We start from the raw sequence: 14,114 nt of genomic DNA on the forward strand, positions 1-14,114 counted from the left end.
TCCCGTAACGCGTGCGTTAGATAGCGGCCACGATCTGCGCCAGCAGTGCGCTGATCTTGGCCTCGGCGGCCTGTCCGGCCTCGATGACCTCGGCGTGGCTCAGCGGGGTCGCGGAGATGCCCGCGGCCAGGTTGGTGATGAGCGACATTCCGAGAATTTCCATGCCGGCCTCGCGGGCGGCGATGGCCTCCAGCGCGGTGGACATACCGACGATGTGGCCACCGATGGTCTTGGCCATCTGGACCTCGGCGGGGGTCTCGTAGTGCGGGCCGCGGAACTGGCAGTACACGCCCTCGTCCAGCTCGGGGGCGATGGTGTGTGCGAGGTCGCGCAGGCGCTTCGAGTAGAGGTCGGTGAGGTCAACGAAGGTGGCACCCTCGAGCGGGGAGTCCGCGGTGAGGTTGATGTGGTCGCTGATCAGGACCGGGGTGCCCGGGGTCCAGTGGTCCTTGATGCCTCCGGCACCGTTGGTGAGGATCATGGTCTTCGCCCCGGCGGCCGCGGCGGTGCGGACGGAGTGGACGGTGCGGCGGACGCCGTGGCCCTCGTAGTAGTGGGTGCGTGCGCCGATGACCAGCGCGTGCTTGCCGTTAGCCAGACGGATCGAACGCAGGGTTCCGCCGTGTCCGGGAAGGGCCGGCTTGGAGAAGCCGATGATCTCCTCGGCGGGAATCTCGGCGACGGTCTCGCCGAGGAGGTCGGCGGCCTTGCCCCAGCCAGAGCCCAGGGTCAGGGCGATGTCGTGGGAGGCGATGCCGGTCTTTTCGGCGATCTGGGCGGCCGCCTGGGCTGCGATCTCCCGCGGGGATACGGCGGGGTCGTGAAGCGGGTTTGTGGTGGTGTCAGACATGTACCCACTCTAACCGGAGCGCCGATTTCGTGCCGGGTTTTTGGGCGCGCCGAATTCACTTTGAACCGGTCGGTACACCTGCAAGAATGGAGGTCATGGTCTACGACTTTGAACGCACCCAAAAGATTGCGGTAATCGGTGGCGGCCCGGGCGGCTACGAGGCTGCCCTGGCTGGCGCACAGCTTGGCGCGGAGGTGACCCTGATCGAACGGATCGGGGTGGGCGGATCCGCCGTCATCTCCGACGTTGTCCCCTCGAAATCCCTGATTGCCACCGCCGAGGCAACCACTGCCATCCGGACCGCGAGTGATCTCGGGGTCCGTTTTTATGCGCAGGATGAGAGCACCGGTAAGCCCATTCAGCCCGAGGTGGCGGTGAACCTGGGCGCGGTGAACAAGCGCCTGCTGAGCATGGCGCACGCGCAGTCTGAAGACATGCGCCAGGCGCTCGTGGAGGCCGGGGTGACCATCATCGATGGCCATGGCCGCCTCGATGGTCGCGACGCCGTGATCGCCTCGACCGAGTCCGGCGGCACCGGTGCTGACTTCGACCGCATTGAGGCCGACACCATCGTCGTCTCGGTGGGTGCGAGCCCCCGTATTCTGGACACCGCGAAGCCCGATGGCGAGCGAATCCTCACCTGGACCCAGCTGTACAACCTCAAGACCGTTCCCGAGCACCTCATCGTGGTGGGTTCCGGCGTGACCGGCGCCGAGTTTGCCTCGGCCTACCGGGCCCTGGGCTCCACCGTCACCCTCATCTCTAGCCGTGACCAGGTGCTCCCGGGCGAGGACGCCGATGCGGCCGCCGTGATCGAGAAGGTCTTCAAGCGCGGCGGCATGACCGTGCTCAACAAGTCGCGCGCCGATTCCGTGGTGCGCGATGGCGATGGCGTGCTGGCCACGCTCTCCGATGGACGTACCGTCTCGGGCTCGCACGCGCTGATCGCCGTGGGTTCGATCCCGAACACCGCGGGTATCGGCCTCGAGGAGGCCGGGGTGCTGATGAGCGAAACCGGTCACATCCGTGTGAACCGCGTGGCCCGCACCTCCGTGCCGAACATCTACGCCGCCGGCGACTGCACCACCTTCCTGCCGCTGGCCTCGGTGGCTTCGATGCAGGGCCGCACCGCGATCTATCACTCCCAGGGTGACGCGGTGAACCCGATCGAGCTGCGCAACGTGGCGGCCAACGTCTTCACCCAGCCGGAGATCGCGACCGTCGGCTGGAGCCAGAAGGAGATCGAGGACGGCAAGGTGCGGGGCGAGATCTATAAGCTGCCCCTCGCGCACAACCCCCGTGCCAAGATGATGGGTCTGAAGGACGGCTTCGTGAAGCTGTTCGCGAGCGTGGGATCCGGCGCCGTGCTCGGCGGCGTGATCGTCGCCCCGAAGGCCTCCGAGCTGGTCTTCCCGCTTGCGCTCGCCGTGGAGCACCGCCTGACGGTGGACCAGGTGGCCGCCGCCTTCGCGGTGTACCCGTCTCTCGTGGGCTCGATCACCGATGCCGCGAAGGCGATGCACCGGGTCGGTTAGGTCGAACAGGAGCTCGTCCGGAACCCCGCCCACCCGTAGTGGTGGCGGGGTTTCGTGCTGTCACCGGGGTGTGTTGTCCGTATTGTCCGCGTTATCTCGCCCATGTTTCGGCGGCTCCGTCTAGCCATACGGGTATTACAAATCTTTCGTCCTCAGGCTGATCGAAACGATCACATCGAGGAGGGAACACCGTGGTTCAGAAGTTCGAAATTAGCTATTCAACGGCCTGCCAGCGCGAGATGGATAATCTGCGTGAATCCCCGCAGATGCGGAAGAAACATCGGCGCGTGACGCTCGCGCTGGAAAAGCTCGCAAACGACCCCTGGTACCCCTCGCTGCGCAGCCATAAGCACGTCGCGGTGAATGACGAGGAGGGGGCGGGAGTATTCGGCTCGTATGTGGAGCACCACACCCCGGGGGCCTGGCGGTTGCTCTGGCGGTATGGCCCGGGCCCACGGGAAATCACCGTGCTGGGTGTTGGGCCACACCCCTAGGCCTCGCAATGTGACCCGCTCCCGAGGTATGGTATCGAAACAAACCTCGGGTCGCCGATGTGCGAGCCGAGGCCTCAGAACGGCGAGAGGAGTGACATGAGCGCACAGACCGAGGGCACCAACGGCGGAAACGCGGAGCACGACCACGTGTCGGATCCGGCACACAGCGATGAGGTCGGGAGCGACTGGACCGATGAGGGCGGGGCCACCAAATACGGGGCAGCCACCCACGTGGACGATCCAGACGCCCACGAGCTGCCCGCTGACTCGGAAGTATAGACAAAACGAAGGCCCGGATCCTCTGGATCCGGGCCTTCGTGGTGTGGGGAGCGGTGCACCCGTGGGTGTTCCGCACTGACGCGTTATGCGATGCAGGGTGCTCCGGGTTTGAGGGGCACGGAGTCGTCCGCGGATTCCATCGGGGAATCGGTTTCGCGGAGTGCGCGGCGCAGATAGGCCGAGTCGCGCATGTCATTCCAGAGGCCGCGAACGGCCTCGCCGAGGCGGAGGGCTGTGGTGATCATCGTGTGTTGATGCTCCCTTCGGAATTGCTGGTGTGGATGGTCTCGGGCCGAGGCGCCGAGGCCGGGTTACCGGACGGCGACGCCGTCGCGGTGGTCGGGGGCCGCATCGAGATCGCGGGCGATTTCGATGCCGGGGATTTCGGTCGCGGGCAGTGCGGCACCGGCGGCGGCGATAACCACCGCGGCTTCAGCCTCGAGGGCCTCGTCCCGCAGTTCCTCTCGGGTTTCGGTGGGTGCCGGGCGGCGGCGCGGGATGAGCGCTGCCGCGGCGGTGGCGGCGATGCCGGTGATGGTGATGAACACGAATCCGGCGGTGTAGCCCGCGGCGGTGGGGATGCCCTCACCGTTTGCGGTGGAGGTGACGATTGCGCCGAAGACCGCGGTACCGACGGCCCCGCCGACGGTACGAATGTTTGTGTTCATGCCGGTGGCCACGCCGGTCTGGTGGGCGGGTACGGCACCGACGATCACGTTGGTGAGGGCCGCGTAGGCGATGCCGAGGCCGAGGCCATAGATACCGCAGGCGAGGGCGATCTGCCAGAGCGCGAAGTGCTCAATCACGATCAGTGCGGAACCGATGGCGCCCATCGCGCTGGCGAGCATGAGCGGCAGGCGGTATCCGAATGAGCGGGTCAGCGGGGCGCTGAAGACGCCACCCACGGCCATGCCCACGGTCATTGGCAGGATGACGAGGCCGGCCAGGGTGAGGGTCGCACCGAATCCGTAGCCCTCGGCGGGGTTTGTCTGCACGTACTGGGGCACAAACGCGATCATCGCGAACATGCCGGCACCGAAGAGGAAGGCCACCAGGTTGGTGGTCCAGACCGCGGGGAGCCGCATCATCTTCATGTCGACGATCGGGGTGGGGGAGCTGGCCTCGATGCGGATCCAGGCGAAGATCAGGACGGCCGCGAGCACAAACAGGCCGATGGTGAGCGGTGACGCCCAGCCCCAGCGCGAGCCATTGGACAGCGGGAGAAGGAGCGCAACGAGCCAACCGGCGAGGAGCACTGCACCGAGTGGGCGCAGGCGACCGCCGGGTCGATCCTCGGATTCGGGGAGCACAAACGCGGCACCGATTGCAACGACCGCGACCACGGTGGCGGGCAGCCAGAACAGCGCGCGCCAGCCGAGGGCGTCCACGATCGGGCCGGCGAGCACGCTGCCGAGTCCGCCACCCACGGCGATCACCGAGGACATGATGCCCACGGCGCCGGCGACCCGGGCGGTTGGGAAGTTTTCGCGGATGAGGCCGAAGGCCAGCGGGAAGACCGCCCCGCCGAGGCCCTGGAGCACGCGGCCGGCGAGGAGCAGGCCGATGCTCGGGGCGAAGGTGGCCAGGATGCTGCCGGCCACGATCGCGCCGAGGGCGAATAGGATGGTGCGCTTCTTGCCGAAGAGGTCTCCCATTCGGCCCACCAGCGGGGTGCTGGCGGCGGCGGAGAGCGCCCAGGCCGTCAGGATCCAGGTGGTGGCGGTCTGAGTGGTGTTCAGCTCGTGCTGGATCAGCGGAAGTGCGGGGTTCAGCAGCGACTGCAGCATCGACATCGCCGCGGAGGCGATGGCGAGGATGATGAAGATGAGGGTGAGTGGACGACGAATCGTGGTCGACACGGTGGGGACCTTTCAGAAACGACTCGAACGCTCGGGCTGCTGGTGGCGAGTCGGAGTGTCGTGCCGAAGGGTAGATTATGGCCTGCACGAGGAGTAAAGTGGAGGCGTCCTCCTGGATTACCGGAGGCATGCTCTTAGATTACCGGAGGGTTCCTCCGGTTCGCAAGTGTTGGAGAAAAAATTGGTGGAACTCGAGGCGTTGGTTGAAACCAGCAGACCCCACCGCGCCGATGCGGCCCGCAACTATGACGCGCTGATTGACACCGCGAAGGTGGTCTTCCGTGAGGAGGGCATTACCGCCTCCCTGGAAGAGGTCGCGCGCCGCGCGGGCGTGGGCATCGGCACGCTTTATCGCAACTTCCCCACCCGGGAAGATCTCATCGAGCGCGTTTACGCCTCCGAGGTGCTCGTGCTGTGCCGTAAGGCCGATGACCACCTGGAGGATGGCGGCAGCGAGTGGGCCGCGTTTGAGGCGTGGCTGCGCGAGTTCATTCCGTTCCTCGCAACCAAGCGCGCACTGCTGGATGGCCTGAACCGCGGCTCGGAAACCATGCTGTGCTGCCGTACCGCGATGTACGCGGCGGGGGAGCCCCTGCTGGAGAACGCCCAGAAGGCGGGACTCGTGCGCCCGGACGTCGAGATCGCCGACGTGATCCGCCTCGTGGTGGGCGTCGCCGGCGTCGCCTACGAAACCGAGGAACAGGGCGAGCGCGTGCTCGGCTTCGCCTTCGACGGCATCCGTACCGCCCACGCGTAGGCGTTTCCCTGCTGCTAGGCTGTGGGCATGCCCAGCACCCGTGATTGATTGGTCGCTCCCGTTTCTTCGGTAGCTTGACCCATCATTCATCGCGCCCGTGTGCGCCCCTGCCTGGAGTTTTTCGATGCATTCATCGCGGAATGCACGCTATTTTGACGTGCTCGCATTACCCGCTGTCCCCCTGACGTTTTTGAGCGCAACGGTCGGTCGCTCGGCCTACGCACTCGTTTTTCTTCCCCTGCTCTTTGCCGTTCAGTCCACCACCGGTTCGGTCGCCGTGGCGGGCCTCGCGGTGGCCGTCTGCGGAGCCACCGCAGCGTGCCTCGCCCCGTTTCGTGCGCGCCTCATCGATCGTTTCGACCGGCGGTGGGTGCTCCTGTGCCTCGCCCTGGCCTACGGTGGCACGCTGATCCTGTTGGCCCTCGGAGCGTTTGGCACCTGGCCCGGCACCGTGATGACGGTGCTCGCGGGTCTCGCCGGAGCGGTCGCGCCACCGATCGGCCCGGCGATGCGGGTTGCCTGGTCCGAGATGGCGGCGGATCCGGATCTCCGTCGCCGTGCCCTCAGCCTCGACGCGGTGGTGGAGGAGATGCTCTACCTGGTGGGCCCGGCCGTGTCCGGCCTGCTCCTGGCGGTGTGGGTGCCCGGTGCCGTGATGCTGGTACCCGCCGGTCTCGTCATGGTGGGCGCGGCGCTGTTTGCCTTTTCGCCCGGATATCGGCCGCGGGCCGCTGCGGCGGTGGAAACACCCGATGCCACGGAAACACCCGATGCGGAGGCATTGGCCGCGCCGGTTCCCTCGCAACAGCGTGCCCCCTCACCCTTTCGTGATCCGCGCTTTCTCGGGCTGCTCCTGCCGGTGGCCGTTGCCGGCCTGATCTCGGGCAACCTGACCATCGCGCTCCCCGCGGCCTTCCCCGGTGCGGAGGGTGCCGCCACCGCGGGCATCGCGCTGGGCCTGTTTGCCGGGGCGAGCGCCCTCGGCGGTCTCATCTTTGGGGCGCTGCGCCTGACGGCGTCCTCGCGGGCACAGCTCCTGGGCTGTAGCGGTGCCCTGGTGTTGCTGTCCTCGCTCGCGATGGTGTCCGGTCATCCCGCCTGGCTGATTACCACGGTGATCGCCGCCGGGCTCTTCTTTTCACCGGTGATGATCGTTGCGTATCTGGCGTCTCAGGACTTTGGCGGCGAACTGCGCCGCACCGAGTCCACCACCTGGGTAAACACCGCGCACAATGTCGGCGGTACGGCGGGCACGGCGCTCGCGGGCTTCGTCATTCAGGGGGTCGGGCCTGGCTCATCGTTCCTGGCCATCGGCGCGGTGTCGCTGGTGCTCCTCCTGGTCGCGGCACCGCTGTCGCGAACGTCTCACCCACGGTGGGCTTCGGCTCGCATCTAGGGGAACGCACAGCGCCCCGGCCGAGTACTCTCGGCCGGGGCGCTGTGCGTTACCGGAGTGGTTACGCGTCGACGATGTTCAGCAGGACGTGACCGGCCGAGACGGTCGAGCCAACCGTGGCGTTGATGGCACTGATCAGGCCGTCCTTGTGGGCGGTGATCGGCTGCTCCATCTTCATGGCCTCGAGGACGAGCACGAGGTCGCCCTTGACGACCTTCTGGCCCTCCTCCACGGCCACCTTCACGATGGTCGCCTGCATGGGCGAGGCCACCGAGTCGCCGGTGGCGCGGGCACCCGAGCTCGCGCCAGCACCGCGGCGGGCGGGCGGGGTTGCGAGCTTACGGGCACCGGAGTTCTGCACGGGCAGCACCGAGTCGGGGAGGCTGACCTCGAGGCGCTTGCCCGAAACCTCAACCACCACGGTGTTGCGGCCGGCCGGGGCACCGAGCGCCTGCGGCTCGCCATCCCACGGCTCGATGTCGTTCACGAACTCGGTCTCGATCCAGCGGGTGTACACGCCGAAGGTGCCATCGGCACCCACGAATGCGGGGTCGCGCACGATCTTGCGGTGGAAGGGCAGCACGGTCGGCAGACCGGCAACCTCGAACTCGTCGAGGGCACGGCGCGAACGCTCGAGCGCCTCCTGACGGGTCTTACCGGTCACGATGATCTTGCCGATCAGCGAGTCGAAGGCACCGGAGATCTCATCGCCGGCGGTCACGCCGGAGTCGAGACGGATGCCGGGGCCACCGAAGGTCTTGAAGACGCTGATGGGGCCGGGCTGCGGCAGGAAGTTACGGCCCGGGTCCTCACCGTTGATGCGGAACTCGAACGAGTGCCCCTCGGGCTTGGGGTCGTCATAGTCGAGCAGGCCACCCTCGGCGATGCGGAACTGCTCGCGCACCAGGTCGATCCCGGTGACCTCTTCGGACACGGGGTGCTCCACCTGCAGGCGGGTGTTGACCTCGAGGAACGAAACGGTGCCGTCCTTACCAATGAGGAACTCGCAGGTACCGGCACCCTGGTAGCCAACCTCCTTGAGGATGGCCTTGGACGCGGCATACAGCAGGGCGTTCTGCTCGTCGGTGAGGAACGGTGCCGGAGCCTCCTCCACGAGCTTCTGGTGGCGACGCTGCAGCGAGCAGTCGCGGGTCGACACCACAACAACGTTGCCCTCGGCGTCGGCGAGACACTGGGTCTCGACGTGACGGGGCTGATCGAGGTACTTCTCCACGAAGCACTCGCCACGGCCGAACGCGGCCACGGCCTCGCGGGTGGCGGAGTCAAACATCTCCGGCACCTCCTCGCGGGTGCGGGCCACCTTCAGGCCGCGTCCACCGCCACCGAAGGCGGCCTTGATCGCGACCGGCAGGCCAAACTCATCCACGAACGCCAGCACCTCTTCGGCACCGGAAACCGGGTTCAGCGTGCCCGGGGCGAGCGGAGCGCCCACCTTCTCGGCTACGTGACGCGCGGACACCTTGTCGCCGAGGAGCTCGATGGCATCCGGGCTCGGACCGATCCAGGTGAGACCGGCACCGATTACGGCGCGGGCAAAATCGGCGTTCTCGGCGAGGAAGCCGTAACCCGGGTGCACGGCGTCGGCACCGGAGCGACGGGCTACCGAGAGCAGCTTGTCGATAACGAGGTAGGTCTCGGCGCTGGTGCTGCCGCCGAGCGCGTAGGCCTCATCAGCGAGGCGAACGTGGAGGGCGTCACGATCCTGGTCTGCATAGACCGCGACGGAACCGATTCCGGAGTCGCGAGCAGCACGAATGACACGGACGGCAATTTCGCCACGGTTGGCGATGAGAACTTTAGAAATACGGGGCACAGTCCCCTAGCCTACGACGCCTTTGGCCCCTGGCTTTGGTTGACTCTCACAAAAAAGTGAATTGGATTGCGTGAAACCCTACAGTTCCATCTCGCCGAGGGCACCCGAACGGTTCCAGAGGTCCGTCCATTCCACCCCTAATTCGGCGAAGGATTCGCGTAATAGTGGGAGGGAAAGTCCAATAACGGTTGATGGGTGACCGGAGATCTCGGAGATGAACGCCCCGGCCAGACTGTCGAGGGTGAACGCCCCCGCCACCCACAGCGGCTCGCCCGACGCGACATAGGCGTCGATCTCGGCATCGGTGATGTTCTCGGCAAAGGTTACGGTGGCCTGCGCCACCGCACCGGTTGCGGCACCCGCCACGCCATCGCGATACTCGATCAGCCAGTGACCCGAATACAGGGTGCCGGTGCGTCCTCGCTGGGCGTGCCAGCGCGCGGTCGCCCTCTCTGCGGTGTGCGGCTTGCCCTGGGACACACCGTCGAGTTCAAACGAGCTGTCGCCACCGAGCACATACCCATTCAGGGGGGCACCCTCGGCATCCGTGGTCACCGCCTCCGCCTTCGCCCGGCCGAGCAGCGCCACCATTTCCGGGGTGGTCAGTGGCCCGGAAATGGCCTCCGCCGCCGCGACCGCCGCGGGCTCATCCACGTGGGAGGGCATCACGACCGGTTCGATTCCCGCGGAGCGCAGGAGCATGAGCCGGGCGGGGGAGGTCGAGGCGAGGTAGAGAGTCATGACGTTCCTTGGCACAAAAGTAGGTTGCGGCGGGCAAAACGTGGGAAGCTCAGAGGGTGAGTGTGCAACCTGATTCCCAGTTTCTTGAGCTTGATGTAACCAACGTAGCCCACGGCGGGGTGTTTATTGCCCGGCACGAGGGGCGCGTGGTGTTCGTCTCCGACGCCATCCCCGGTGAGCGCGTGCGTGCGCGCGTGCGTCGGCAGAAGTCGAGCTTCTGGGAGGCCGACACCGTCGAGGTGCTCAGCGCCTCCGAGCACCGCCGCGACCACGTGTGGGCGTCGGCGAGTGTGGATCGCGACCCGGCCGAGCGTGCCGGCGGTGCCGAGTTTGGCCACATCGCCCTCGCGCATCAGCGCAGCCTCAAGGAGACCGTGGTCACCGAGGCGCTGTCCCGGTTCGCCGGCATCGACCTGCCCGTTACCGTGTCCGCCGTGCCCGGTGATGACGCGGCAAACGGCCTCGGCTGGCGCACCCGGGTGAGCCTGCAGGTGGATGACGCGGGCCGGGTCGGCCCCTACGCCGCCGGCAGCCACACCGTCATCGAGGTGCCCGATCTGCCCCTCGCTCACGCAGACATTGCCGCGCAGATCCCGCGCTCCGGTGTGCCCGCCGGCACCGCCTCGATCGACATCCTGCGCACCTCCGGCGGCGAAACCCGCGTGAGCCTGCGCGCGCAGCAGCGTCGCCGTGGCCGTGCGCCGGTCGCCGCCGCGGACGCCCCCACCATCGTGGAGACCGTGGGCGGGCGCGAGTTCCGCCTGGCCGAAAACGGCTTCTGGCAGGTGCACCACGGTGCCGCCCAGGTGCTGACCGAGGCCGTGCAGAACGCCGTCAACCGCGGCCTCTTCGACCCCGCCGCGGGCAACCTCGACCTCTACGGTGGCGTGGGCCTCCTCGCCGCCGCGCTCGGTGACCGCTTCGGTGCGGGCACCCGCATCACGAGCGTCGAAGCGAGCGAGCGCGCCACCACCCACGCCGGCGAAAACCTCGCCGAGTGGGTCGGTGCCCGGGCTCAGACCGGCCGGGTCGACCAGTTCCTGGACGAACTGCTCGCCACCGCCGGAGGCGCTGCTCGCGACCGCATCGCGGCCGGTACCGTGGTGCTGGATCCTCCGCGCGCGGGTGCCGGCAAGCGCGTCGTGGAGCAGCTGGTGGAGCTCGCCCCCGCTCAGCTCATCTACGTCGCCTGCGACCCGGTGGCCCTGGCCCGCGACCTCGGCCAGCTCACCGCCGCCGGATACACCCTCACCGGCGTAACCGGCCACGACCTCTTCCCGCACACCCACCACGTCGAGGCCGTCGCCTCGCTCGTCAGAACGGATCTTGCATAATGGCTGCTATTCGCATTGCCGTCATCGATGACCACGAGTCGGTACGCCTCGGCCTGCAGGCCGTGTGTGCGGCCGCGGGGCACCGCATCGTGTCCAGCACCGCGGGCGTTGCCGAGTTCCTCGAGATCCACATTCCCGTGGACGTCGTGGTGCTCGATCTCTCCCTCGGAGACGGATCAAGCGTCTCCGACAACGTGCGCGCCGTCTCTCAGGACGGTGCTGCCGTGCTGATCCACAGCATCGCCGACCGGGTAAACCTCGTGCGTGAGGCCCTTGCCGCCGGTGCCGCGGGCGTGATTCCAAAATCCTCGCCCGCGCACGACGTGGTCGCGGCGATCGAAACCGTCGCCGGTGGCGGCCCGCTCACCAACGTTGAGTGGGCGAGCGCGATCGAGGCCGACCGCCAGTTCGCCGTCGCCCAGCTCGGGCCGCGCGAGCGCGACGTGCTCAACCTCTACGCATCCGGCCTGCCGCTGAAGGACGTGGCCGTGGAGCTCGGCATCGCGCCCTCCACGGTCAAGGAATACCTGAACCGTATTCGCGCAAAGTACGTGGAGGTCGGGCGCCCCGCCCGCACCAAGCTTGAGCTGCTGCGTCGCGCGGTGGAGGACGGCATTCTCGAAGACCTGCCCGGTGCCACCGGTGACGCCACCCCGGGCGCGTAGCTCCGTCGCGGGCCCCGGGCCCGCGGGAGCCGCGTCCGTGGACACCGCGTTCGCCGCGGTGGTCGCCGACACCCTGGTGAGCCGCGCATGGTGACGTTCCCGGGCGTGAGTGTCACGCGCGCCGAGGAATCGACCCGGCTCGGCCGCGAGCTCAACTCGATCGCCGCGGTCAGTTCGCTCGGTGCCCACCGGGTCGAGCGCTGGATCGCGATCTGTATCGGCCTGATCGGGTTGCTGTACGGAATCCTGGCGCTCACCGGGATCCTCGCCGACGGCGTGCAGCGCTTCGACCTGCCGATCATCGGCTGGGCGGTGGCCCTTCTCGAGCTCGTCCCGCTGGCGTTTGTGGTGCTCACCACACCCTGGCCGCGGATCCAGCGCTGGGCAAGCCTGATGTTTGTGGTCGGCTATCTCATCGCGGTGCTGCTGTGGGTGCGTTTTGTGCCCAACCCGCTCGATCAGCCCTCCTGGATCTGGTACCTCTGCACCGTCGCGAGCGCCTGCGTTGCGCAGCCGTTTGGCCGCACCATCGCGCTCTGGTACACGGTGCTGATCGCGCTGCTCGTCGGTGCCAGCGGCGTGGTGCACGAGGGCTTCACCGCGGCCGCCCGCGAGCCGATGATGGACGCCGTGTTCTCGCTCACCCTGGGTGCGCTCGTGGTGATCCTGGTCGATCTCTTCCGCTCCTCCGTGCGCAAGATCGACACCACCGCGCGCCTGGCGCTCGAACAGTATCGCGGCACCGTGGAGCGGGCCGCGCAGGAGCTCGAGCGTGCCGAGGTGGACGCCCTGGTGCACGACACGGTACTGGCCAGCCTGAGCGCCGCCGTGCAGGCGCACTCGCCCCAGCAGCAGCATGTGGCGCGCGATATGGCCGATGACGCCATCGTGCGCCTCACCACGGCCGTGGCGCTCGCCGCCCCGCTCGAAGAAAAAATCCCGCTCGAGGACGTCCATAAGCGCCTCGCCGAGACCATTGCGCTGCTTGAGGCCCCGGTGCTCATTCAGCGGTACGGCCTGCTCACCGGTGCCCTCCCGGCCGAGGTGGCACACGCGCTCATCCAGGCGGCCACCCAGGCACTGACGAACAGCGTGCAGCACGCGGGAGACGCCGCGGTGCCGCGGCAGCTGACGCTGCGCCCGACGGAAAACGGGGGCCTCGTGATCGAGGTGATCGACCGCGGGCGCGGATTTAAGCCCGATCAGATCGCACCGGGACGCCTCGGCGTACGGGTATCGATTCGTGGCCGAGTGGAATCCGTGGGAGGAGAGGTGCGGGTGCTCTCCGCCCCGGATCGAGGCACCCGGGTTGTGCTCTCCTGGAACCCCGTGGAGACCGCCTCATGATGCGCCGCGCCCCCCTGCTCGTGCTCGCCGGGGTATTCTCCCTGCTGCACGGAATCCTCGCGCTCACCCACCTCGATCGCAACCCCTCGACCCCGCCGGTCCTGATCGCGATTGCCCTGTACCTCGGGATATCGGTGCTGAGCCTGGCGCTGCCCGGAGGCAAGCGCCTGCCCCTGGTGGTGGCGGTGCTCAACGTCCTGGTTTCCGGGGTGGTACTGCTGCTCGTGCTCCCGCCGCTCGATCCCCACGCCGTCAATGGCTACGCGACCTGGCCGATCGCCGCCATCGGCACGATCATGGTGATCACGCTGGTGCGCGGGCGCGAACTGACCGCGTGGGTGGGCACCGGGGTACTGATCGCGATTGCGATGGCCTGGGCCGGCCCCGCGGGCGCCATGGGGATCGGTCTGCCGGGTTCGGTGGTGTGGATGGTTGGTGCGAGCCTCCTGAGCCGCGCCATGCGCCGCCTGGAGCGCGACAACGCCCGCCTCATGCAGGCCAGCCGGGAAACCACCCTGCTGCGCGCCGGGCAGGACGCCTACCGCGGCGTCCGCCTGCACCGACTGCGCCAAACCCAGCTGCGTGCGGCCCCGATGCTGCGCGAGATCGTGCGCAGCGCGGGAAACCTTGATGATGAGGGCCGTGCCGAGGCGGTGCTGCTGGAGGCCGGCCTGCGCGACGAGATCCGCGGCGGCGGACTCCTGAGCGATCGGGTACGTGCCGCCGCCCTCGACGCGCGTCGCCGCGGCGTACGCGTTGACCTCTTCGACGAGGACGGCCTGGCCGGGGTGCCCGCCGAGCGTCGGGAACAGATCGCCGACGTGATCGCCGATGCGCTGGGCAAACTTCACAACGGCCGGATGGTCATCCGCACCGGTACCGGTGAGATCGCCGTCACCATCGTCGGTATCGCACCGGATGAACACGGCGAGGACGAGCTCAAGTTCCGCACCCAGGTGCCGCGGGTCGCGTAGCGGCCACACGAGCCCGTTAACTACTCTCACGACGATCTAGAGCCCGGTG

14 protein-coding genes are annotated in these 14,114 nt (G+C 67.8%); 9 read left to right on the forward strand and 5 right to left on the reverse strand.

Features of this window, described 5'->3' with window-relative positions; translation table 11 throughout:
• Window positions 1-16: 16 nt before the first annotated feature.
• Window positions 17-850, reverse strand: coding sequence for a purine-nucleoside phosphorylase (locus D9V32_RS07260; RefSeq protein WP_121648239.1), 834 nt, complete (start codon window positions 848-850; stop codon window positions 17-19).
• 95 nt (window positions 851-945) lie between these two features.
• Here D9V32_RS07260 and D9V32_RS07265 point away from each other — a divergent pair, with 95 nt between their 5' ends.
• The 3 genes from D9V32_RS07265 to D9V32_RS07275 all read left to right on the forward strand — a co-directional run bounded on the left by D9V32_RS07265 (window position 946) and on the right by D9V32_RS07275 (window position 3,158).
• Window positions 946-2,385 (forward strand): NAD(P)H-quinone dehydrogenase, encoded by a 1,440-nt coding sequence (locus tag D9V32_RS07265; RefSeq protein WP_121648240.1) that lies wholly within the window; start codon window positions 946-948, stop codon window positions 2,383-2,385.
• Between the two features lie 191 nt (window positions 2,386-2,576).
• The gene (locus D9V32_RS07270) at window positions 2,577-2,879 is read left to right on the forward strand and encodes a hypothetical protein (protein ID WP_121648241.1); all 303 of its coding nucleotides are present in this window, start codon (window positions 2,577-2,579) and stop codon (window positions 2,877-2,879) included.
• 96 nt (window positions 2,880-2,975) lie between these two features.
• Entirely contained in the window at window positions 2,976-3,158 is a 183-nt protein-coding gene (locus D9V32_RS07275; RefSeq protein WP_121648242.1) for a hypothetical protein, read from the forward strand.
• An 83-nt stretch (window positions 3,159-3,241) separates the two neighbouring features.
• Here the strand turns inward: D9V32_RS07275 and D9V32_RS16215 are convergent, their stop codons facing one another.
• Together D9V32_RS16215 and D9V32_RS07280 are read right to left on the reverse strand one after the other, a co-directional pair.
• On the reverse strand, window positions 3,242-3,403 hold the full coding sequence (locus D9V32_RS16215; RefSeq protein ID WP_183086220.1) for a hypothetical protein: 162 nt from the start codon (window positions 3,401-3,403) through the stop codon (window positions 3,242-3,244).
• Window positions 3,404-3,469: 66 nt separating this feature from the next.
• Window positions 3,470-5,017, reverse strand: a complete 1,548-nt coding sequence (locus D9V32_RS07280) for an MFS transporter (protein ID WP_220700670.1) — start codon at window positions 5,015-5,017, stop codon at window positions 3,470-3,472.
• Window positions 5,018-5,201: 184 nt separating this feature from the next.
• On the opposite strand from D9V32_RS07280, the gene D9V32_RS07285 reads away from it, so the two are divergent.
• Window positions 5,202-5,774 (forward strand): TetR/AcrR family transcriptional regulator, encoded by a 573-nt coding sequence (locus D9V32_RS07285; protein WP_245982158.1) that lies wholly within the window; start codon window positions 5,202-5,204, stop codon window positions 5,772-5,774.
• A 190-nt stretch (window positions 5,775-5,964) separates the two neighbouring features.
• The gene (locus D9V32_RS07290; protein WP_183086221.1) at window positions 5,965-7,170 is read left to right on the forward strand and encodes an MFS transporter; all 1,206 of its coding nucleotides are present in this window, start codon (window positions 5,965-5,967) and stop codon (window positions 7,168-7,170) included.
• A 61-nt stretch (window positions 7,171-7,231) separates the two neighbouring features.
• Here the strand turns inward: D9V32_RS07290 and D9V32_RS07295 are convergent, their stop codons facing one another.
• Window positions 7,232-9,004, reverse strand: a complete 1,773-nt coding sequence (locus D9V32_RS07295) for an acetyl/propionyl/methylcrotonyl-CoA carboxylase subunit alpha (RefSeq protein WP_121648245.1) — start codon at window positions 9,002-9,004, stop codon at window positions 7,232-7,234.
• A 78-nt stretch (window positions 9,005-9,082) separates the two neighbouring features.
• The gene (locus D9V32_RS07300; RefSeq protein WP_121648246.1) at window positions 9,083-9,745 is read right to left on the reverse strand and encodes a Maf family protein; all 663 of its coding nucleotides are present in this window, start codon (window positions 9,743-9,745) and stop codon (window positions 9,083-9,085) included.
• Window positions 9,746-9,807: 62 nt separating this feature from the next.
• On the opposite strand from D9V32_RS07300, the gene D9V32_RS07305 reads away from it, so the two are divergent.
• The 4 genes from D9V32_RS07305 (at window position 9,808) to D9V32_RS07320 (ending at window position 14,065) form a co-directional block, all read left to right on the forward strand.
• Complete coding sequence (locus tag D9V32_RS07305; protein WP_121648442.1) at window positions 9,808-11,079, forward strand: class I SAM-dependent RNA methyltransferase; 1,272 nt, start codon at window positions 9,808-9,810, stop codon at window positions 11,077-11,079.
• Window positions 11,079-11,744 carry a response regulator transcription factor gene (locus D9V32_RS07310; RefSeq protein ID WP_121648247.1) on the forward strand — a complete coding sequence of 222 codons (666 nt, stop codon included), beginning with the start codon at window positions 11,079-11,081 and terminating at the stop codon, window positions 11,742-11,744. The genes D9V32_RS07305 and D9V32_RS07310 overlap by 1 nt, the downstream gene beginning before the upstream one ends.
• Window positions 11,745-11,849: 105 nt before the next feature.
• On the forward strand, window positions 11,850-13,091 hold the full coding sequence (locus D9V32_RS07315; protein ID WP_183086222.1) for a sensor histidine kinase: 1,242 nt from the start codon (window positions 11,850-11,852) through the stop codon (window positions 13,089-13,091).
• Window positions 13,088-14,065 (forward strand): hypothetical protein, encoded by a 978-nt coding sequence (locus D9V32_RS07320; protein WP_121648249.1) that lies wholly within the window; start codon window positions 13,088-13,090, stop codon window positions 14,063-14,065. Before D9V32_RS07315 ends, D9V32_RS07320 begins: the two co-directional genes overlap by 4 nt.
• The last annotated feature ends 49 nt before the right edge of the window (window positions 14,066-14,114 follow it).

This window comes from Mycetocola tolaasinivorans, assembly GCF_003667565.1.
Lineage (GTDB): Bacteria > Actinomycetota > Actinomycetes > Actinomycetales > Microbacteriaceae > Mycetocola > Mycetocola tolaasinivorans.